Here is a 21,672-nt window from a genome sequence, read left to right as displayed (position 1 = left end):
TAACCCTCTCCCACAGGGAGAGGGGACTGAACGTGCTACATATCTATCCTTGTGTTCAGCTTGAGCGAGCCACAAATCGACTTCAATTCCCGACTACCGCACCGCTGCAGCTCCCTCTCCCTGTGGGAGAGGGTTGGGGTGAGGGGAATTGTAAGCGAATATAACTTTCCAGCAGAGGAATATCGGCGGGGGCTAGCGGGTAATCTCTGGCCTGTTCGGGAGTAACCCAAGCAAATGCGCTATGGCAATGTAGCTGTAATTCCCCGCAAAAGGAGACAATCTGCCAGGCATGTAGCCGAATAATCCTCTCCTTTTGCGGCCACTGATTGCTGGCCACGAAGCTTCCCACTTTGGCGATAATGCCCAACTCTTCCCTTAGTTCACGCTCGAGCGCCTGGGGCTGGCTCTCAGCCATTTCGACCTTACCGCCGGGAAACTCCCATAGGCCAGCCTGATCGCTGCTGCTATCGCGTTGAGCGAGCAGGATCTTGCCGTCTTGTTCGATAATGGCGGCAACGACATCAATGATTTTCATAGCTTGGATTCAATATCGCCCCGACGTGCATCGGGGCAGGGGGATTACAGTGCGAACTCGGCCCAGACAGGAGCATGGTCTGAAGGTTTCTCCATACCACGGATCTGATAATCAATGCCGGTGGCGGTACAGCGCGCAGCCAATGAGGTGTTAGCCAACAGTAGATCGATACGCAGACCACGGTTTTCATCAAAACCGCGCGAACGATAGTCAAACCACGAGAACTCATCGTTACGCTCAGGGTTGGCATGACGATAGGTATCTACCAGACCCCAGTCCAGCAGGCGGCCCATCCACTCACGCTCTTCCGGCAGGAAGGAGCATTTGCCGGTGCGCAACCAACGTTTGCGGCTCTCTTCACCAATACCGATGTCCAGATCGCTTGGACTGATGTTCATATCGCCCATGATCAATACCTGCGACTCTGCTGGCAGTTGTTGCAGATAATTTTGCAGATCTTGATAAAAGCGGGTTTTGGCTGGGAATTTGATAGGGTGGTCGCGGCTTTCTCCTTGCGGGAAGTAACCATTAATCACCGTCAATGTGCCTTGTGGCGTCGCCAGATCGGCCATGATGATACGACGCTGCGCATCTTCTTCATCAGTAGGAAAACCACGGCGTACGGCAAGAGGTTCATCTTTAGTCAGCAACGCCACGCCGTAATGGCCTTTCTGCCCATGATAGAACACGTGATAGCCGTGTTGGCTGACTTCTTCCAGCGGGAACATATCGTCGTGGACTTTGGTTTCCTGCAGGCCGATCACATCCGGCTGATGCTGCTCGATAATTGCTGCCAGCTGATGCGGACGTGCACGCAGTCCATTGATATTAAAAGAAACAAACTTCATGAGCGCTGCCGTTTTTATCCGAAAAAATGTGTTCAGATAGTAGCAGAGTTTGGCCGAAAATGTAACGCGGACCAGCGGCGGTATGCCGCTGGTAGCTAGGGATTATTTCGCCCAGCGGTCGTAATTCTGCGGCTGATAGTCATCAAACAGCTGGATTAAGGCTGCCGGAGAATCGCTGATATGCAGGGTCTTGAGATAATCATGTCGCATAAAGCCTTGATCGGCGACGTGCTGTAAAAACTGGCTTAGCGGGTGGTAAAAACCGTTAACATCCAGCAGCCCGACCGGCTTGCTGTGGTAACCGATTTGCCCCCAGGTCCAGATTTCGAACAGCTCTTCCAGCGTACCGATACCGCCAGGCAGGGCAATAAAGCCGTCGGCCAGTTCAGCCATCCGCGCTTTACGGGTGTGCATGTCAGGGACGATTTCCAACTCGGTCAGGCCACGGTGAGCCGTTTCGGCCTCGACCAATCGCTGGGGAATGATGCCTATTGCTTCGCCACCGGCCTCTAGCACCGCGTCCGCTACCACACCCATTAACCCTTTTTTACCACCGCCATACACCAGACGCCGCCCTTGGGTGGCAAGCAGATGACCTAGTTGGCGGGCATGTTCGACATAGGCTGGATTATTGCCCTCGCTGGCACCACAAAAGATACAAATGTTGTTACGCATGACTTTCCCTTGCTGCTTTTAACGAAGCCAGTGGTATAGCGAATTGTAGGGTTTAGTTCAAGGGGAATTGGTGTTGCGATGGTGGTGAGGAGGAGGACTTCGTACAGGCGTCACTAGTTGTCTGAGTAATAGTGTTTTATACCGCTACACCCAAGCTTGAGGCAGGTGGGAGTCATTGCAGGTTAGGCGACCGTTGAGCGCATGGATGCGCGATTGCGAGCCCCCAGGGACGGGTTTACGGTGTGTCGGCGTTCTGCATGACTTCCACCTGTAGCATAATAAGGAGCAGCTATTTCGTTCGGTGGTACATGATGATTTGACGGAAATATTTAGTCTGTGAGGGGTATACAAGGATGGTGGTAGTGAGGATGACCGCGCAAGCGCGTTGTCCACTGCGTGGACTCGAACCTTGATCGAAGCTTCTCATCCTTCCCTGCTCAATGCTGCATGGGAATGAGATGATGATTTAAAACTGGGAATAGATATGAAGAGATGGTGGTGGGGAGGATGACCGCGCAAGCGCGTTGTCCACTGCGTTGACTCGAACCTAGGTCGAAGCTTCTCATCCTTCCCTGCTCAGTGCTGTATGGGAATGAGATGATGATTTAAAACTGGGGAGGTATATAAGAGATGGTGGTGGGGGAAGGATTCGAACCTTCGAAGTCTGTGACGGCAGATTTACAGTCTGCTCCCTTTGGCCGCTCGGGAACCCCACCATGGTATTCATGGTTGCTAATTTTGAACAGAAAGTTGGCAAAATCTTTCTGGTAGTACTGTGTCATCCATCTCTCTGACCACAGTTACGGTGGTGGTGAGAAGGATGACCGCGCAAGCGCGTTGTCCACCGCGTGGACTCGAACCTTGGTCGAAGCTTCTCATCCTTCCCCTTCAGTGCTAAATGAAAGTCTGAACAATATTTCATTTCAGTGACCGAGGAAGAGATGGTGGTGGGGGAAGGATTCGAACCTTCGAAGTCTGTGACGGCAGATTTACAGTCTGCTCCCTTTGGCCGCTCGGGAACCCCACCATGATATTCATGGTTGCTAATTTTTAACAGAAAGTTGGCAAACCCTTTCTGGTAGAACTGAAACTCTTTCCTTTGCTTGCGAAACGTCTGTCTCGGTAAGCGGGGCGCATCATATCAAATGAAGCGCTTGTGTAAAGCATTGAAATGCAGAAAATGAATTGTTTGTCGCTTTTTTATTCTCAGCGGTGCTTCCGTGAACGAAAGACACCGCTTTGTTAACCAATTACAGGATCACCGTGCGGTTACCGTAGACGAACACGCGTTGAGCCAGTACACGATACAGTGCGCGGCTAAGCACGTTTTTCTCCACGTCACGCCCGGCACGCATCATATCTTCTGCCGAATAGGTGTGATCGACATGAATAACGTCCTGCATAATGATTGGGCCTTCATCCAGGCTGTCGTTCACATAGTGCGCCGTTGCCCCGATGATCTTCACGCCACGCTCATAAGCCTGGTGATAAGGGCGTGCACCGATAAAGGCTGGCAGGAACGAATGGTGAATATTGATCACCTGGTTCGGGTAATGCTGAACAAAAGCCGGGGTCAGCACGCGCATATACTTGGCCAAGACTACGTAATCAGGCTGATATTGGTCGATCTGCGCGATCATCTGTTGATCATGCTGCTCACGCGTCAGCCCTTCGTGGCTGACCAGATGGAACGGAATGTCAAAGCGTTCAACCAGCGTCTGCAACGTGGTGTGGTTGCCAATGACGGCGGCAATCTCAACGTCCAGGCCGCCATAGGCGCTTTTCATCAGCAGATCGCCCAGGCAGTGGGCTTCTTTGGTGACCAGCACCACAATACGGCGGCGGCCTGCGCTGTGCAGTTCGCGCTCCGAACCCTCTGGTAACGCGCCGTCCAGATCGGCCAACAGCGTCGTATCATTGAAGATCCCTTCCAGCTCGGTACGCATAAAGAAACGACCGGTGAGGTGATCGACAAACTCATTGTTCTGCACAATGTTCAATTCGTGCTTGTAACAAATGTTGGTGATCTTGGCGATCAGCCCTTTGGCATCGGGGCAGATGGTGCGTAAAATTTTTCTTTGTACGTTTTGCTGTGGCATGAGTGTGTCGATTCCGTCTGATTCTGAACCCGCAGGCTTATTGCCCGCAGCACTTTTTATATTTTTTGCCTGAACCGCAGGGGCAAACGGCATTTCTGCCCGGTTGAGGTTTGGTTCCGTCGATATAGTACCAGCGTTGTTCAAGACGAAGGAAGCGGGAACGCTCATGCATGGCACTCTCGCTTTCTCCATCGCGCGAACGGGCGATGAATTCCACGAACCCTTCATCGGCGCTATTGCCAGCGGTTTCCGCTACCACCGTCAGCCCAAGCCATTCGGTATCGCCAAAGCTGCTGCTGATGGCGCTGCGCCACTCTTCGGGGTTGCAGTCTGGGTGCCAGGTCGCAATTAGATAATCCACATCCCGTTTTACATAGGCGGAATATCTCGAACGCATTAATATGCCCGGCGACATAGCGTATTGAGTACCTGTTATATAGGGCGCACAGCAAGCGCTGTAGTCCTGCCCGCTGCCGCAGGGGCATAGCTCAGTCAAAATAACGCCTCTCAGTAGTTAGCTCGCACGATGTATAGCCGCGGCTAAAATCAATTTAACGCATATGTTACCTAACATCATTCGTTGATGACAATGTACCCTGCGATTGGGTTGAGTGAATTCACCGAGCAAAGGATAGGCAAAGCATGCGGAAAGTTAAAATCGGGTTGGCATTAGGGGCCGGTGCCGCCAAGGGGTGGGCGCATATCGGCGTGATTAACGCACTGCGTAAGCTGGGTATCGAAGCCGATATTGTTGCAGGATGTTCCGTGGGAGCACTGGTTGGGGCGGCGTTTGCCAGCCATCGGTTGCCAGCGATGGAGAAGTGGGTACGATCATTCAGCTACTGGGACGTAATCAGACTGATGGACCTGTCCTGGCAGCGCGGTGGTTTATTACGCGGTGAACGCGTATTTAACGTCGTTGGCCAAATACTGAAAATTAACGACTTTACCGACTGCTCATTGAAATTCGGTGCGGTGACCACCAACCTCAGTACCGGCCGTGAGCTGTGGATGACCAAAGGGGATATCCACCAGGCCATTCGTGCCTCCTGTAGCATGCCGGGTTTGTTGGCACCGGTCTGGTTTGACGGATATTGGTTGGTGGATGGTGCCTTGGTCAACCCGGTTCCTGTTTCATTGGCCAGGGCGATGGGGGCAGACATCGTGATTGCCGTGGATTTGCAACATGACGCGCACCTGATGCAGCAGGATCTGTTTTCGGTACGCAATGACGCTGGCGAGCAGAGTGAAACAAGCATTAGCGATGCCAATAACTGGCGCGACCGCTTGCGGGAACGCATGAATAAAATGATGCTGAAGAAAACCAGCTTCACCCCCACGGCGATGGAAATCATGAGCACCTCGATTCAGATGCTGGAGAATCGAGTGAAGCGAACCCGTATGGCCAGTGATCCACCGGACGTGCTGATCCAGCCGTATTGCCCACAGATATCTACCCTGGATTTCCATCGCGCCAGCGAGGCGATAGAGGCGGGCCGCTTGGCAGTCGAAAAACAGATAGATGTTTTGGCACCATTGATAAAAAATAAATAATTACCATTTGTTAGGGTGGAATGATGCTATTGGGCGTGTTTTCGACAGGCACAAGTGCTCATTATGAGCCACTATTACAACATCAAAAGGGAAGAGGCTGGGTCGATGGCATTACCACTGATAAGCAAGCGCATCTTAATCGTTGAGGACGAACAGGTTTTCCGTTCTGTGCTTGTAGGTTATCTTGCATCCTTGGGAGCACAAACCAGCGAGGCGGCCAATGGCCTTGTGGCGTTGAGTGCGGTTGAAGAGTTCGCTCCCGATCTGATCCTGTGCGATCTCGCCATGCCGGAAATGGACGGCATCGAGTTTGTTGAGCATCTGCGCTTGCAAGGGATAAAGATACCGGTATTGGTGATCTCGGCGACCGATAAAATGGCGGATATCGCCAAGGTGCTGCGGCTCGGCGTTCAGGATGTGCTGCTGAAACCGTTGAGCGATCTCAATCGGCTGCGCGAAGCGGTACTGGCTTGCCTCTATCCTAATATGTTTACTTCGCAGGCGATCGAAGAGGCTGAGCTTTTTCAGGATTGGCAGGCATTAAGCCAAAACCCCTCCGAGGCCGTGAGATTACTCAAGCAGTTACAGCCACCCGTGCAGCAGTCTATTGCCGGTTGCCGTATTAATTATCGGCAATTAACCACCAGCGAAAATCCGGGGTTGGTGCTGGATATCGCGGCGCTATCGGATAAAGACCTGGCGTTTTATTGCCTGGATGTCACCCGTGCGGGAGATAATGGCGTGATGGCTGCCTTGCTGTTGCGTGCTTTATTCAACGGCTTACTACAAGATCATTTAGCCAATCAACAGCATCGCCTGCCGCAAATGTCTGCATTGTTAAAACAAGTTAACCAATTATTGCGCCAAGGCAAGTTGGAAGGCCAATTTCCGCTGTTGGTGGGCTATTATCATGCCGAATATAAGAATCTGGTGCTGGCCTCTGCCGGTTTGCATGCCAATGTAAATACAGGGGATAACCTGATTCAATTAAGTAATGGCGTACCTTTGGGAACGCTTGGCACCACTTACATGAATCAAATAAGCCAACGCTGTGATGCTTGGCAGTGCCAAGTCTGGGGTAGCGGCGGTCGGTTACGTCTGATGCTGAGTGCTGAATAAATCATCAATGGAACTCCAGCAATTGCCTCTGCCTATTCTCCATTAACGTCGTTTCCATAGGTAGTTGTCTTAATTTATTGCTATTTGAGCTTGGGGTAATACTCAGCGGATTTAAGCTGGTATACTTTGCGGGTTTTTCGTATGGCGGAGTAAGTGCGCAATTTGAGAGCGAAAATAGAGCTACTTAGATAGATCGTCAGGACCTCAGTAGCCATTTGCGGGTGATAAGCCCGTTTGTGAGCTCTTTAACCCATAGCGTGTCGAGACGAAAAGACCACCCAACGCGGGTAAAGAATTGTTGGTTGCGGGTAAAGAATTGTTGGTTTGGCTGCGGCCTAGGGCGGCGGACAAACAGAAGTAGCTTGATAACTTTTTGTTAAATTTGAAAATTAGGACTTCCCGATGAAAGTAACCGTTTTCGGTATTGGCTATGTTGGCCTGGTACAGGCAGCCGTGTTGGCTGACGTGGGTCATGATGTCATGTGTATCGACATCGATGAACAGAAGGTCGAAAACCTCAAAAAAGGCAATATTCCGATCTTTGAACCGGGCCTGACCTCTTTGGTACAGCAAAACTATGAAGCCGGTCGTCTACATTTCACTACCGATGCAAAAGCCGGTGTTGCTCATGGCGCTATCCAGTTTATCGCCGTGGGAACGCCACCGGACGAAGATGGTTCTGCCGATCTGAAATATGTCACCGCCGTGGCACGCACCATCGCCGAACATATGACAGACCGCAAAGTGGTGATCGATAAGTCAACCGTACCGGTAGGTACCGCTGATAAAGTTCGTGAAGTGATGACCGAAACGCTGCGCAAGCGCGGCAGCGACTTGGCGTTTGATGTTGTCTCCAACCCGGAGTTCCTCAAGGAAGGGGCCGCCGTTGCCGATTGTATGCGCCCTGAGCGTATCGTGCTGGGCACAGACAACAAAGACGTCATCGAGCCGCTGCGTGAGCTGTATGAGCCGTTTAACCGCAATCACGACCGCATGATCCTGATGGATATCCGCAGCGCAGAGCTGACCAAATATGCCGCCAACTGCATGCTGGCGACCAAAATCAGCTTTATGAACGAAATCTCCAATCTGGCAGAGATGCTGGGTGCGGACATTGAAAAAGTGCGTCAGGGGATCGGTTCGGATTCACGTATTGGCTATCACTTCATTTATCCAGGCTGTGGCTACGGCGGCTCCTGCTTCCCGAAAGACGTTCAGGCGTTAATCCGTACCGCAGAGCATATCGGCTATCAACCGAAATTGTTGCAGGCGGTAGAGCAGGTGAACAACCAGCAGAAATATAAGCTGACCCAGTTCATCAAGCATCATTTTGCTGATGATATAAAAGGGAAAACCTTCGCGCTGTGGGGCCTGGCGTTTAAACCTAATACCGACGATATGCGTGAGGCTTCCAGCCGTGTGCTGATGGAAACCTTGTGGGAGTTAGGCGCCAGCGTGCAAGCCTATGACCCGGAAGCCATGGCAGAAGCGCAGCGTATCTATGGGCAACGTGCCGATCTGAAACTGATGGGTACCAAGGAGGCGGCGTTACAAGGAGCCGATGCGTTGGTGATCTGTACCGAATGGCAGAATTTCCGCGCTCCGGATTTTGATGCGATTAAGGCAGCCTTGAAGCAGCCCGTCATTTTTGATGGCCGTAACTTGTATGATCCAGAACGTCTGCAAGCTCGCGGCTTTACTTATTATGGTATTGGTCGTGGCGCATCGATTAAGCCGGTCATCTAAGAGGTGAGCATGAAATTCCTGGTTACAGGCGCTGCAGGGTTTATTGGTTATCACGTTACGGAGCGTCTGCTAGCCATGGGGCATCAGGTTGTCGGTATCGACAACCTGAATGATTATTACGCTGTCAGCCTGAAACAGGCACGGCTCGACATGCTGGTTAATCAGCCAGCATTTCAGTTTATCAAACTGGATTTGGCCGATCGCAATGGAATTGCCGAGCTGTTTGCTGAACATCAGTTTGAGCGGGTCATTCACCTCGGCGCCCAGGCCGGGGTGCGTTATTCGCTGGATCACCCCTTGGCTTATGCGGATTCCAACCTGATTGGCCATTTGAACATTCTTGAAGGGTGTCGGCATAATAAGGTTGGGCATTTGCTGTACGCGTCCTCCAGCTCGGTTTATGGCCTGAATCGCAAGCTACCGTTTTCGACGGATGACTCTGTCGATCACCCAATATCCCTGTATGCTGCGACGAAGAAAGCCAATGAGCTTATGTCGCACAGCTATTCGCATTTATATGGTCTGCCAACCACTGGCCTGCGCTTTTTCACCGTATATGGCCCTTGGGGGCGTCCTGACATGGCGCTGTTTAAATTCACCAAGGCGATATTGGCCGGTGAGAGCATTGATGTATATAACCACGGTGAGATGCATCGTGATTTTACTTACATTGATGATATTGCCGAGGCGGTAGTGCGCTTGCAGGCCATTGTTCCTCAACCCAATGCCAATTGGACGGTGGAGCAAGGGTCTCCAGCCAGCAGTTCTGCGCCTTACCATGTCTATAATATCGGCAATAGTAGCCCTATTAAGTTAATGGAATATATTCATGCCCTGGAGGCTGCGTTAGGTATCACGGCGCACAAAAATATGCTGCCGATGCAGCCTGGTGACGTTTTGGATACCAGCGCGGATACCGAGGAGCTGTACCAGACTATCGCGTTTAAACCTGAGACTAGCGTTGATGAAGGGGTTAAACGGTTTGTTGATTGGTATCGGGCGTTTTATAACGTTCAGTAACCGAACGATAGAAGGGTAGAATAAAGGGGCTTTGGCCCCTTTTTCTTTTCCTGTACATGAGAATTTTGCTAGTCAACCGGAATAACGCGTGTGAAGGTCAGGGGGATTACCGTGGCTGCAAAGCAAAAAGGCTCCCATAGGGAGCCTTTTGAAGGTAACTAAAATGCTATTACAGCAGGAAATCGTCCAGAGATTTGCCTTGCTCTTCGATAGCTTTTTTAATCACGGCTGGAGTACGGCCCTGGCCAGTCCAGGTTTTCATTTCGCCGTTTTCGTCTTTATACTGGTATTTAGCTGGGCGTGCAGCACGCTTTGCTTTACCAGCGGCTTTGGTAGCAGCCATAGTTTGCAGCAGTTCGTTTGGATCAATACCGTCTGCAATCAGCATTTCGCGGTATTGTTGCAGTTTACGAGTGCGCTCTTCAATTTCTGCTTGAGCCTGGCTGTCTTCTTCGCGGCGTTCGTTAACAACAACTTCCAGCTTCTCCAGCATCTCTTCCAGTGTTTCCAGGCTGCATTCTCTTGCCTGTGCACGTAGAGTACGGATGTTGTTCAAAATCTTCAATGCTTCGCTCATTGTTCTAGCTCTCAAATTATATTGGTGGGGGGGCGTGACGATAATAATAGAGTGCTCCATTCTTTTCTGCAATAGCCAAATTGAAAGAGTGACTAAATTTATCTTTAAAAAACCGATATTGAGAACTGTCCGACTAATAACATAGGGGGATCAGGCTTTAATCCCTCCTGGTTTTTATGCCAAATTGTCGAGCCGGAAGGCATAATCGCCGAGCTTAAAGTCATTTTGGCCAGCTTGACATAATTATGCTCTATAACAGTATCGGGAAGGATTTGTGTGCATAATCACTTCCCCAAAAGGACTAGTACTGTAAAGAATGGGGGTATAGCGGTAAACAGTCTGTCAGCAGCGAGTAAGTTGTTAAGCGTTCCAATTAACCGGGTAGTCATCGCTCAAAACACATTTAATTGCATTGTTGGCGGGAGGGGCTGGGCAGGCTGTTTGCTGGCTGGCAGGACATATCCGTTTGAGCATTAATGAATTTAGTTAATCATTAACATTAATTAATTGTGCTTGATAAACCACAGTAATCTGTAAATAGATGTAAAAGTGTCCGTTGTGCGTGTAAAATGTTTCACATGAAACTTGGCTTGTGGCTATTTTCTTAGGTCAAGATAATGTCAGCCTGCTTGCTGAGTCTGACCACGGTCTATGCTACACTGTCAACCTGCACCTTCCGACAGTATATACCCGTTGTCTCTCAGGCCGCAGCGTTGTTAACCGCAACAGACTCATCAACCGGGGGCGAATATATTCGCCCTTATTGGCAAGGGCGCAGTGAAGCGCGCCAGCAAGGCCAGAGGATGAGTCTGCGGGGGGCTCAGCTACAACCAGAAAGTTTTAGGGTATATATTTTAAACCATTGGAGTCGCGGCCACATGGCTCAGCTTTATTTTTATTATTCCGCTATGAACGCGGGGAAATCGACGGCATTGTTACAATCTTCATATAATTATCAAGAACGTGGTATGCGCACGTTGGTGTTTACCGCGGAAATCGACCACCGCTTCGGCGTGGGCAAAGTGAGTTCGCGGATTGGGTTGTCGTCGCAGGCACAGCTTTATAATAACGCCACCCAGCTGTATGCCATGATTAATCAGGAACATCAGCAGCAGCCCGTGCATTGCGTGCTGGTGGATGAGAGCCAGTTTCTGACCAAAGAGCAGGTTGAAGAACTTTGCGAGGTGGTCGACCAACTGGATATTCCTGTGCTGTGTTATGGCTTACGTACGGATTTTCTTGGGGAACTGTTTGTTGGCAGCCATCATCTGCTTGCCTGGGCCGATAAACTGGTCGAACTTAAGACCATTTGTCATTGCGGGCGTAAGGCCAATATGGTGCTACGCCTGGGGGACGATGGCAAGGCGATGCATATGGGGGAGCAGGTGGTGATCGGGGGTAACGAAAGCTATGTTTCGGTATGCCGCAAACACTACAAGGAAGCGATCAAGATCCCAGAGTGATATTGCGCCAGAAGCGCCGCAGAAGGCCTATGCGGCGTTTTTGAATGCCGTCCTGTGGGGTAGGGTAGTATCGTTGTCAAAATCGTGTGGTGCTCATTGGGAACAATTTATCTCACGTATAAAAAAACCCGCCTTTCGGCGGGTTTTGACCATTCAGAGAACGGTTATTTCTTGGACTTTTTTTCCGCTTTGGCTGCAACTGGTGCCGCAACTACCGCCTCTTCTTCAGTCGCTTCGCTGAATTCGCGACCGTAGAAGGTATCCATCAAGATTTGCTTGAGTTCGGCAATCAGCGGATAACGTGGGTTAGCACCGGTACATTGGTCATCAAACGCATCTTCAGACAGTTTGTCGACCTTGGCCAGGAAGTCGGCTTCCTGTACGCCAGCTTCGCGGATCGAGGTTGGAATACCCAACTCTGCCTTGATTTCGTCCAGCCATTTCAGCAGTTTTTCGATCTTCTGTGCAGTACGGTCACCGGCAGCGCTCAGACCTAGGTGGTCTGCGATCTCTGCGTAGCGACGACGTGCCTGAGGACGGTCATACTGGCTGAAGGCGGTCTGCTTGGTCGGGTTGTCGTTGGCGTTATAACGGATAACGTTAGAGATCAACATGGCGTTTGCCAGACCGTGCGGGATGTGGAACTCAGAACCCAGTTTGTGGGCCATTGAGTGACAGACACCCAGGAAGGCGTTGGCAAACGCGATACCGGCGATGGTAGCGGCGTTGTGCACACGCTCACGAGCAACCGGGTTTTTCGCCCCTTCATGGTAGCTGGCTGGCAGATATTCTTTCAGCAGTTTCAGCGCTTGCAGCGCCTGGCCGTCTGAATATTCGTTGGCCAGTACGGAAACGTAGGCTTCCAGGGCATGAGTGACCGCATCCAGGCCGCCGAAGGCGCACAGGGATTTAGGCATGTTCATCACCAGGTTGGCATCGACAATCGCCATGTCCGGGGTCAGAGCATAGTCAGCCAGCGGGTATTTCTGGCCAGTGGCATCATCGGTCACAACGGCAAACGGAGTCACTTCTGAACCGGTACCTGAAGTGGTGGTGACGGCGATCATTTTCGCTTTCACGCCCATTTTCGGGAACTTGTAGATACGCTTACGGATATCCATAAAGCGCAGTGCCAGATCTTCGAAGTGAGTTTCAGGATGTTCGTACAGCACCCACATGATTTTCGCGGCGTCCATTGGTGAACCACCACCCAGCGCGATGATCACGTCTGGTTTGAAGGAGTTCATCTGCTCGGCACCTTTACGTACGATGCTCAGAGTTGGGTCAGCTTCAACCTCAAAGAACACTTCGGTTTCAATACCGTGCGATTTCAGAACTTTGGTGATCTGATCGGCATAACCGTTATTGAACAGGTAGCGGTCGGTAACGATGAAGGCGCGTTTTGCCCCGTCGGTAGCCACTTCTTCCAGCGCGATTGGCAGTGAGCCACGGCGGAAATAGATTGATTTCGGAAGTTTGTGCCACAACATGTTTTCTGCTCGCTTCGCTACAGTTTTCTTGTTGATCAAATGTTTTGGACCGACGTTTTCAGAGATGGAGTTACCACCCCAGGAACCGCAGCCCAACGTCAGTGACGGAGCGAGTTTAAAGTTGTACAGGTCACCGATACCCCCCTGAGAAGCCGGGGTGTTAATCAGAATACGTGCGGTTTTCATTTTGTCGCCAAAATATTCCACGCGTGCAGTCTGGTTATCTTGATCGGTGTACAGACAAGAGGTGTGACCGATACCGCCCATGGCGACCAGTTTCTCGGCTTTGCAGACGGCGTCTTCAAAGTCTTTGGCCCGGTACATCGCCAGGGTAGGTGACAGTTTTTCGTGAGCAAACGGCTCAGATTCGTCAACCAGTTTCACTTCACCGATCAGGATTTTGGTGTTGGCTGGCACTTTGATACCGGCCATTTCAGCGATTTTTGGTGCAGACTGGCCAACGATAGCGGCGTTCAGGCCACCGTTTTTCAGGATGATGTCCTGAACGGCTTTCAGCTCTTTGCCCTGCAGCATGTAGCCGCCGTGGGAAGCGAAGCGTGCGCGCACTGCATCGTATGCGGAATCCACCACAATCACGGACTGTTCAGACGCACAGATCACACCGCTGTCGAAGGTTTTTGACATCAGGATAGAAGCAACAACGCGTTTGATGTCGGCAGTTTCATCGACTACAACTGGAGTGTTACCGGCACCAACACCGATAGCGGGTTTACCAGAGCTGTAAGCAGCTTTAACCATGCCTGGGCCACCGGTTGCCAGGATCAGGTTGATGTCTGGGTGATGCATCAGTTGATTGGACAGTTCCACCGTTGGCTGGTCGATCCAACCGACGATGTCTTTCGGCGCGCCAGCAGCAATGGCAGCCTGCAACACGATATCTGCGGCTTTGTTGGTGGCGTTCTTGGCACGTGGGTGCGGAGAGAAGATAATGCCGTTACGGGTTTTCAGGCTGATCAGCGCTTTGAAGATCGCGGTAGAAGTTGGGTTGGTGGTTGGCACGATACCGCAAATCAGGCCAATTGGCTCTGCAATGGTGATGGTACCGAAAGTTTCGTCTTCGGAGAGGATCCCGCAGGTCTTTTCGTCTTTATAGGCGTTATAGATGTATTCGGAAGCGAAGTGGTTTTTGATGACTTTGTCTTCAACGATACCCATGCCAGATTCTTCAACGGCCATTTTAGCCAGAGGAATACGGGCATCTGCGGCGGCGAGGGCAGCGGCGCGGAAGATCTTATCAACTTGCTCTTGTGAGAAGTTGGCATACTCGCGCTGGGCTTTTTTGACACGTGCAACTAGCTCGTTCAATTCAGCGACATTCGTTACAGCCATGATGCTCTCCTGATAAATGTTAAACTCTTTCAGTAAATAAGCCGTTCGAGGAACTAGTATAGACATCTGTCAGGAAGGCGTCTGTTAGATCATGAGACTTTTCCCGCAGTTAGCGACCCATACTGCTGATTTACTTAAAGAGCTTTACCAAGTGCAAGTTGGTAGTAGGCAAGCGAGACAGAAATCGGTATCCATACCTCGTACTCCCTTTTGACTACGACTAAGAGCTTAACTATTCCTGAGTAGATATTTTGTGATGTACATCATAAAAATCGCAAGCTGACACCTTTCAGCTGGCATTTGTTGAGAGCGATTATCAACAAGGTGCTTGACGATGACGCGATGATACTTGATAACAGCATGCAACACACAAGGCATTAACAATAGCGAATTGTTTTGTAACATTCTGTTGGGGTAGGGAAAAATGCTGGCCGGGTGGATGGATTAGCTGGCGCAATTCCATTACATTAGCGCGCATCGGCAGTGTCTCTTTTTACAGCTATTTATGCGGAGTTTTTCGTGGGCCAATCTCTGTTGGATTTTTCCGGCTACATCAAGTTCTTTGTCGGCCTGTTTGCGCTGGTCAACCCGGTAGGTATTCTGCCGGTGTTTATCAGCATGACCAGCTATCAGGCCGAGGTCGGGCGTAACAAAACCAACCTGACGGCTAACCTGTCGGTGGCGATTATTTTGTGGACCTCGCTGTTCCTGGGCGAGGGCATATTGCGTATGTTTGGTATCTCCATCGATTCTTTCCGTATTGCCGGCGGCATTCTGGTGGTGACCATTGCCATGTCGATGATCAGCGGCAAGCTGGGTGAAGACAAACAGAACAAGCAGGAAAAGTCAGAGAGCGCGATCCGTGAAAGCATCGGGGTTGTTCCCTTGGCGCTGCCCCTGATGGCCGGGCCGGGTGCCATCAGTTCCACCATTGTCTGGAGCTCTCGTTACCACAGCTGGCAGAACCTGTTAGGTTTTACCGTGGCGATCGCCTTGTTCGCTTTCTGTTGCTGGCTATTGTTCCGGGCAGCTCCGCTGCTGGTGCGTCTGCTGGGGCAAACCGGCATCAACGTCATTACCCGTATCATGGGGTTATTGTTGATGGCGCTGGGGATCGAATTTATTGTCACCGGCATCAAAGCCATTTTCCCTGGGTTGTTATAACCTTAATAAAGCCGCGGACAACCCCGTTTGCGGCTTAATTTATTTTTAATTTTTCAAATTATCCCAGCTGATGCATTATTAAAGTGCATAACCTGCCTGCTTTTCATTCTATTGCCCCACCCTGTGGCACAAATCTCACTTTATCGGTTGATAAAGCACCAAGATGTTATTTTCTCCACTTTTAAACACCGCGTGACGGGGTTTTTATCTCCCTATGGGTAAAATTGTTGTTAATTTAATTACATCATTCTGTAGGGCTTGTCTCCGTTTCACACAGGTGTTATTAGTGATTAAGCACGCATAGGCAGGTGTTTATTCTCTGAACGGCATTTTTGTTAACTGAATGTTTCTTTTGAGCGGTTTTTTTCATCCGTGAAGAAAAGGTTGAAAATGAAGATGTTATTTATCCAATAAAATCATGGCGTTAACCGTCATCTAGGTGGATGGGAAGGCTAGGTGTCTGTAGGGCTATGGGATAATAAAAGAGAAATGCTTAACATTTCTGTAAAAATTATTAGCTATGAATTTTTGCTTCTGCTAATTTCCGAGCAACTTATCAGAAGGAAAAATCTTATCTTTGGCGCACCAAGTAGGAATGATTTTTGCTGATATCCGTATATTTAGCCCGCTTGATAACTATTTCACAATTATTGCTTAGCCGTGAAAAGGAGCCTGTAGTATGCCGCAAACCACGAAGCATCAACCGTTGGCCGTTATCATCGCCGCCGTGTTGGGGATGAGCGCCAGCCAAAACCTGCAGGCCGTTGAGGTTCCGGCCGGTGTGCAATTGGCACCACTGCAGCGCATGGTGATCAACAACGGTTCAGAAGTCGCTTCGTTGGATCCGCATAAGGTCGAAGGAACGCCTGAAAGCAATATTATCCTCAACCTGCTAGAAGGATTGATCAGCACCGATGCCAATGGTCATCTTGCTCCAGCAGTGGCGGAAAACTGGGAAAATGCCGATTACCAGACGTGGACCTTCCACCTGCGTCCAGGGGCAGTATGGAGTGATGGCTCTCCAGTGAACGCGCAGGATTTCGTTTACAGCTGGCAGCGGCTGGCGGATCCCAAGACCGGTTCCCCTTATGCCAGCTACTTGCAATACGCCCGAATTGAGAATATTGACGCTATTCTTGCCGGTAAGAAACCGCCTGAATCACTTGGCGTCAGCGCCATTGATGATAAAACGTTGAAGGTGACGCTCAGCGAGCCGGTGCCCTATTTTGTCAGCATGCTGTCCCATACCTCAATGAAACCGGTGAAACAGTCCGTGGTTGAGAAATTTGGCGATAAGTGGACACTGCCACAAAACTACGTGGGCAACGGGGCATATCGCTTATCCGAATGGGTCGTCAACGAACGTATCGTGCTCGAACGCAGCCCGAGCTACTGGAATAACGGTAAGACGGTAATCGAGCAGGCCACGTTCCTGCCGTTGTCTTCAGAAGTCAGCGACATTAACCGCTACCGTAGCGGTGAAATCGATATTACCAATAGCGCCATCCCGCCGAATCTGTATGCCAAAATGAAGCGTGAGATCCCGGAACAGCTGCACGTTAACCCTTACCTGTGCACCTTCTATTACGAGCTCAACAATCAGCGTGCGCCGTTTACCGACGAGCGCGTGCGTGCGGCAGTCAAATTGACGCTGGATCGCGACATTATTGCCAACAAGATCATGGGCCAGGGCCAAATCCCGGCATACAGCTTTACGCCAACCTTTACCGAGGGGGGCAACTTCAGCCAGCCAGAATGGGCTGGGTGGACGCAGGAAAAACGCAACGAAGAAGCGAAGAAACTGCTGGCGCAGGCCGGGTTCACCGCTGAGAAACCGCTCAAGTTTACCCTGTTGTACAACACCTCCGATCAAAATAAGCAACAGGCCATCGCTGCTGCCTCAATGTGGAAGAAGAACCTTGGCGCACAGGTCACATTGCAAAATCAGGAATGGAAAACCTCGCTGCAGAGCCGCCATGAAGGGCAGTTTGATGTGGCTCGTGCCACCTGGTGCGGCGATTACAACGAACCGAGCGCGTTTCTGAATATGCTGCTTTCCAACAGCAGTAATAACACTTTCTTCTATAAAAGCCCGGCGTTCGATGCGCTGATGGCCAGCACCCTGCAAGCGCCGGACGCCGCTGCACGCGGGGCGATTTATCAGCAGGCGGAGACCTTGCTGGACAAAGATTCTGCGTTGATCCCGGTTTATTATCGGGTCAGTGCGCGCCTGGTCAAACCTACGGTTGGCGGTTTCACCGGCAAAGATCCGCAAGACTATATCGATCTGAAAAACTTTTACATCATCAAACAGTAATCAAGGGATTACCGGCGGTGATAGCAGCCGGTAATACACAGGAAAGGCAGCGCCGTTTCGTTCCACGGCGTCCAGCCATAGCAACCCCCGGTTAACGGGCAACGCAGCTCCCACGACGGAGTTGTGATAATAAAAACTGGAGTTTATACACATGACCAACATCACGAAGAAGTCCCTGCTGGCAGCAGGCATTATTGCGGCGCTAGGCTTGACGGCGGCAGGAACTGCTTTTGCGGCCGATGTGCCAGCGGGCGTTCAACTGGCAGACAAGCAGGAAATCGTTAAGAACAACGGTTCCGAAGTACAATCCCTTGACCCGCACAAGATCGAAGGCGTGCCTGAAAACAACGTCACTCGCGATCTGATTGAAGGTCTGGCGAATAACAGCCTGGACGGTTCTGTGGTACCGGGTGTCGCAGAAAGCTGGGATAACAAAGATTTTAAAGTATGGACCTTCCACCTGCGCAAAGACGCCAAATGGTCGAACGGTGAGCCGGTGACGGCACAAGATTTCGTGTATAGCTGGCAGCGTTTGGTCGACCCGAAAACCGCCTCTCCTTATGCCAGCTATCTGCAGTATGCCCACGTGGAAAACGTGGATGACATCATCGCGGGTAAAAAAGACAAATCGACGCTGGGCGTGAAGGCCATCGACGATCATACCTTCCAGGTGACGCTGACCGAGCCGGTGCCGTATCTGGTAGAAATGACTCCCCACTACGCCATGAAGCCGGTGAATAAAGAAGCGGTAGAGAAGTTTGGTGAGAAATGGACCCTGCCAGAGAACTACGTCAGCAACGGCGCATACAAGCTGAAAGACTGGGTAGTTAACGAACGTATCGTGCTGGAACGTAACCCGCAATACTGGGATAACGCCAAAACCATCATTAACAAAGTCACCTTCCTGCCGATCGCTTCAGAAGTCACCGATGTTAACCGCTACCGCACCGGTGAAATCGACATGACCTATAACAACATGCCGATCGAACTGTTCCAGAAGCTGAAGAAAGAGATCCCGAACGAAGTGCACGTCGATCCTTACCTGTGTACTTATTACTATGAAATCAACAACCAGAAAGCACCGTTCACCGATGCTCGCGTACGTGAAGCGCTGAAGCTGGGGATGGATCGCGATATCATCGTCAACAAGGTGAAGAACCAGGGCGACCTGCCAGCTTACAGCTTTACTCCTCCTTACACCGACGGTGCCAAGTTGACCCCGCCAGAGTGGTTTGGCTGGACGCAGGAAAAGCGTAACGAAGAAGCCAAGAAACTGCTGGCTGAAGCGGGTTATGGCCCAGGTAAACCGCTGACCTTCTCGCTGCTGTACAACACTTCCGATCTGCACAAGAAACTGGCCATAGCCGCTGCGTCTATCTGGAAGAAAAACCTGGGTGCGGACGTGAAGCTGGTAAACCAGGAGTGGAAAACCTTCCTGGATACCCGCCATCAGGGCACCTATGACGTGTCACGTGCTGGCTGGTGTGCGGACTACAACGAACCAAGCTCCTTCCTGAACATGATGCTGTCCGACAGCAGCAGTAACACCCCGCACTATAAGAGCGCAGAATTCGACAAGCTGATGGGCAACGTCTTGACGGCGAAAACCAAAGAAGAGCGTGCCGATCTGTATCAGAAAGCCGAAGTTCAGCTGGATAAAGACTCTGCCATCGTTCCGCTTTATTACTATGTGAATGCTCGCTTGGTGAAACCTTACGTGGGTGGTTACTCAGGCAAAGATCCACTGGATAACGTTTACGACAAAAACCTGTACATCATCAAACATTGATGCGGCAAGGGCTGGCGGCACAGGTCGTCGGCCCATTTCAAGACAATAAGCCGTTATCAGGCTGAAGCACAGGGCTAGGGCAATGCTTAAATTTATCTTTCGTCGCCTGTTAGAGGCGATCCCGACACTATTTATACTCATCACCATCTCTTTCTTTATGATGCGCCTCGCACCCGGCAGCCCGTTTACCGGTGAGCGCGCGCTGCCACCCGAAGTGTTGGCCAACATTGAAGCCAAATATCACCTTAACGATCCGATCTGGAAACAGTACGGGCACTATTTGGTGCAGCTGTCGCAGGGCGATTTTGGCCCTTCATTCAAATACAAAGATTATTCGGTTAATGACCTGGTCAAGGCCTCGTTCCCCGTTTCAGCCAAACTGGGTTTTGCCGCTTTTGTTCTGGCGGTGGTGCTGGGAGTGAGCGCAGGGGTTATTGCCGCGTTGAATCAGAACACCAAGTGGGACTATACGGTGATGGGGTTCGCCATGACCGGTGTGGTGATCCCCAGCTTTGTCGTGGCCCCCTTACTGGTGCTGATTTTCGCCATTACCTTGAAGTGGTTGCCCGGTGGGGGCTGGAACGGTGGGGCGCTGAAGTTCATGATCCTGCCGATGGTGGCGCTGTCTTTGGCCTATATCGCCAGCATCGCGCGTATTACCCGTGGCTCGATGATTGAGGTGCTGCACTCCAACTTTATCCGTACCGCCCGTGCCAAAGGTTTGCCGATGCGCCGCATCATTCTGCGCCACGCATTAAAACCTGCGTTGCTGCCGGTGCTGTCGTATATGGGGCCAGCGTTTGTTGGGATTATCACCGGTTCGATGGTGATTGAAACCATCTACGGCCTGCCAGGAATTGGCCAGCTATTCGTTAACGGAGCGCTGAACCGTGACTATTCGCTGGTGTTAAGTCTGACCATTCTGGTCGGTGGCTTGACCATCCTGTTTAACGCGATCGTCGACGTGCTGTATGCCGTGATCGATCCGAAAATCCGTTACTAAGCTGGAGCACGCAAGATGTTGACGAAAAAGAACAGCGAAGCTCTGGAAAACTTCAGCGAACAGCTGGAAGTTGAAGGGCGCAGTCTGTGGCAGGACGCTCGCCGCCGCTTTATGCACAACCGTGCGGCGGTGACTAGCCTGTTTGTGTTAGCGCTGATCACCCTGTTTGTGATCTGTGCCCCCTGGCTGTCGCAGTTTGCTTATGATGACACCGATTGGGCAATGATGTCTGCCGCGCCTAACCTAGAGTCCGGGCACTATTTCGGTACCGATTCCTCAGGGCGTGACCTGCTGGTGCGCGTGGCCATAGGTGGGCGTATCTCGCTGATGGTGGGGGTCGCCGCGGCGCTGGTGGCCGTGGTCTTGGGTACCTTGTACGGTTCACTTTCTGGCTATCTGGGCGGCAAGACCGACTCGGTGATGATGCGTTTGCTGGAGATCCTGAACTCCTTCCCGTTCATGTTCTTTGTGATCCTGCTGGTGACCTTCTTTGGGCAAAACATCCTGCTGATCTTTGTGGCGATCGGCATGGTGTCGTGGCTGGATATGGCGCGTATTGTGCGCGGGCAGACGCTCAGCCTGAAACGTAAAGAGTTTATCGAAGCAGCGCTGGTGTGCGGCGTATCGACCCGCAATATCGTCCTGCGGCATATCGTGCCAAATGTACTGGGCGTGGTGGTGGTATACGCCTCGCTGCTGGTGCCGAGCATGATCCTGTTTGAATCCTTCCTCAGCTTCCTGGGCCTGGGTACTCAGGAGCCACTGAGCAGTTGGGGCGCATTGTTGAGCGATGGCGCCAACTCAATGGAAGTATCACCGTGGTTGCTGCTGTTCCCAGCCTGTTTCCTGGTTATCACTCTGTTTTGTTTCAACTTTATTGGCGATGGCCTGCGTGATGCCCTCGACCCGAAAGATCGTTAAGG

The 21,672-nt window shown here is 51.2% G+C and carries 17 protein-coding genes and 2 tRNA genes; 10 read left to right on the top strand and 9 right to left on the bottom strand.

Features of this window, described 5'->3' with window-relative positions:
• Positions 1 to 82 precede the first annotated feature (82 nt).
• The 7 genes from AC6HVW_RS13960 to AC6HVW_RS13930 form a co-directional block, all read right to left on the bottom strand.
• Positions 83 to 535 (bottom strand): pyrimidine (deoxy)nucleoside triphosphate diphosphatase, encoded by a 453-nt coding sequence (locus AC6HVW_RS13960; RefSeq protein ID WP_081367100.1) that lies wholly within the window; start codon positions 533 to 535, stop codon positions 83 to 85.
• A 44-nt stretch (positions 536 to 579) separates the two neighbouring features.
• On the bottom strand, positions 580 to 1,383 hold the full coding sequence (xthA, locus tag AC6HVW_RS13955) for an exodeoxyribonuclease III (RefSeq protein WP_071683395.1): 804 nt from the start codon (positions 1,381 to 1,383) through the stop codon (positions 580 to 582).
• A 102-nt stretch (positions 1,384 to 1,485) separates the two neighbouring features.
• Complete coding sequence (locus AC6HVW_RS13950) at positions 1,486 to 2,058, bottom strand: LOG family protein (protein ID WP_024486669.1); 573 nt, start codon at positions 2,056 to 2,058, stop codon at positions 1,486 to 1,488.
• Positions 2,059 to 2,689: 631 nt separating this feature from the next.
• Positions 2,690 to 2,774, bottom strand: a tRNA-Tyr gene (locus tag AC6HVW_RS13945).
• Between the two features lie 226 nt (positions 2,775 to 3,000).
• Positions 3,001 to 3,085 (bottom strand) — tRNA-Tyr (locus AC6HVW_RS13940).
• 223 nt (positions 3,086 to 3,308) lie between these two features.
• On the bottom strand, positions 3,309 to 4,157 hold the full coding sequence (purU, locus tag AC6HVW_RS13935; RefSeq protein ID WP_021181219.1) for a formyltetrahydrofolate deformylase: 849 nt from the start codon (positions 4,155 to 4,157) through the stop codon (positions 3,309 to 3,311).
• A gap of 37 nt (positions 4,158 to 4,194) precedes the next feature.
• Positions 4,195 to 4,653 (bottom strand): YchJ family protein, encoded by a 459-nt coding sequence (locus AC6HVW_RS13930; protein ID WP_059200970.1) that lies wholly within the window; start codon positions 4,651 to 4,653, stop codon positions 4,195 to 4,197.
• A 146-nt stretch (positions 4,654 to 4,799) separates the two neighbouring features.
• Between AC6HVW_RS13930 and rssA the strand changes: the two genes are divergently transcribed.
• The 4 genes from rssA to AC6HVW_RS13910 all read left to right on the top strand — a co-directional run bounded on the left by rssA (position 4,800) and on the right by AC6HVW_RS13910 (position 9,596).
• The gene (gene rssA, locus AC6HVW_RS13925) at positions 4,800 to 5,711 is read left to right on the top strand and encodes a patatin-like phospholipase RssA (RefSeq protein WP_071683396.1); all 912 of its coding nucleotides are present in this window, start codon (positions 4,800 to 4,802) and stop codon (positions 5,709 to 5,711) included.
• A gap of 105 nt (positions 5,712 to 5,816) precedes the next feature.
• Positions 5,817 to 6,830: a two-component system response regulator RssB gene (gene rssB / locus AC6HVW_RS13920; RefSeq protein ID WP_037376114.1), complete on the top strand. Its 1,014-nt coding sequence runs from the start codon at positions 5,817 to 5,819 to the stop codon at positions 6,828 to 6,830.
• A 402-nt stretch (positions 6,831 to 7,232) separates the two neighbouring features.
• Complete coding sequence (locus AC6HVW_RS13915) at positions 7,233 to 8,576, top strand: UDP-glucose dehydrogenase family protein (protein ID WP_071683397.1); 1,344 nt, start codon at positions 7,233 to 7,235, stop codon at positions 8,574 to 8,576.
• A gap of 9 nt (positions 8,577 to 8,585) precedes the next feature.
• A complete protein-coding gene (locus AC6HVW_RS13910) occupies positions 8,586 to 9,596 on the top strand; it encodes an NAD-dependent epimerase (RefSeq protein WP_071683398.1) in 1,011 nt (336 codons plus the stop codon).
• Between the two features lie 169 nt (positions 9,597 to 9,765).
• On the opposite strand, the gene hns is transcribed toward AC6HVW_RS13910, so the two are convergent.
• Positions 9,766 to 10,173 (bottom strand): histone-like nucleoid-structuring protein H-NS, encoded by a 408-nt coding sequence (gene hns, locus AC6HVW_RS13905; protein ID WP_021181225.1) that lies wholly within the window; start codon positions 10,171 to 10,173, stop codon positions 9,766 to 9,768.
• 878 nt (positions 10,174 to 11,051) lie between these two features.
• Here hns and AC6HVW_RS13900 point away from each other — a divergent pair.
• Positions 11,052 to 11,636 (top strand): thymidine kinase, encoded by a 585-nt coding sequence (locus AC6HVW_RS13900; RefSeq protein WP_071683399.1) that lies wholly within the window; start codon positions 11,052 to 11,054, stop codon positions 11,634 to 11,636.
• 164 nt (positions 11,637 to 11,800) lie between these two features.
• Here AC6HVW_RS13900 and adhE read toward each other — a convergent pair whose 3' ends face one another.
• Entirely contained in the window at positions 11,801 to 14,476 is a 2,676-nt protein-coding gene (gene adhE / locus AC6HVW_RS13895) for a bifunctional acetaldehyde-CoA/alcohol dehydrogenase (protein ID WP_071683400.1), read from the bottom strand.
• Between the two features lie 519 nt (positions 14,477 to 14,995).
• Here adhE and AC6HVW_RS13890 point away from each other — a divergent pair.
• The 5 genes from AC6HVW_RS13890 (at position 14,996) to oppC (ending at position 21,670) form a co-directional block, all read left to right on the top strand.
• Positions 14,996 to 15,640, top strand: coding sequence for a YchE family NAAT transporter (locus AC6HVW_RS13890; RefSeq protein WP_021181228.1), 645 nt, complete (start codon positions 14,996 to 14,998; stop codon positions 15,638 to 15,640).
• A 679-nt stretch (positions 15,641 to 16,319) separates the two neighbouring features.
• Positions 16,320 to 17,957 (top strand): ABC transporter substrate-binding protein, encoded by a 1,638-nt coding sequence (locus AC6HVW_RS13885; RefSeq protein ID WP_071683401.1) that lies wholly within the window; start codon positions 16,320 to 16,322, stop codon positions 17,955 to 17,957.
• A gap of 151 nt (positions 17,958 to 18,108) precedes the next feature.
• Complete coding sequence (oppA, locus tag AC6HVW_RS13880) at positions 18,109 to 19,746, top strand: oligopeptide ABC transporter substrate-binding protein OppA (RefSeq protein ID WP_071683402.1); 1,638 nt, start codon at positions 18,109 to 18,111, stop codon at positions 19,744 to 19,746.
• An 82-nt stretch (positions 19,747 to 19,828) separates the two neighbouring features.
• Positions 19,829 to 20,749, top strand: coding sequence for an oligopeptide ABC transporter permease OppB (gene oppB, locus AC6HVW_RS13875; protein ID WP_021181231.1), 921 nt, complete (start codon positions 19,829 to 19,831; stop codon positions 20,747 to 20,749).
• 15 nt (positions 20,750 to 20,764) lie between these two features.
• Positions 20,765 to 21,670 carry an oligopeptide ABC transporter permease OppC gene (oppC, locus tag AC6HVW_RS13870; protein WP_021181232.1) on the top strand — a complete coding sequence of 302 codons (906 nt, stop codon included), beginning with the start codon at positions 20,765 to 20,767 and terminating at the stop codon, positions 21,668 to 21,670.
• The last annotated feature ends 2 nt before the right edge of the window (positions 21,671 to 21,672 follow it).

Source organism: Serratia sp. NCCP-200 (assembly GCF_059697885.1).
This window is presented reverse-complemented; position numbering and strand designations above follow the sequence as displayed.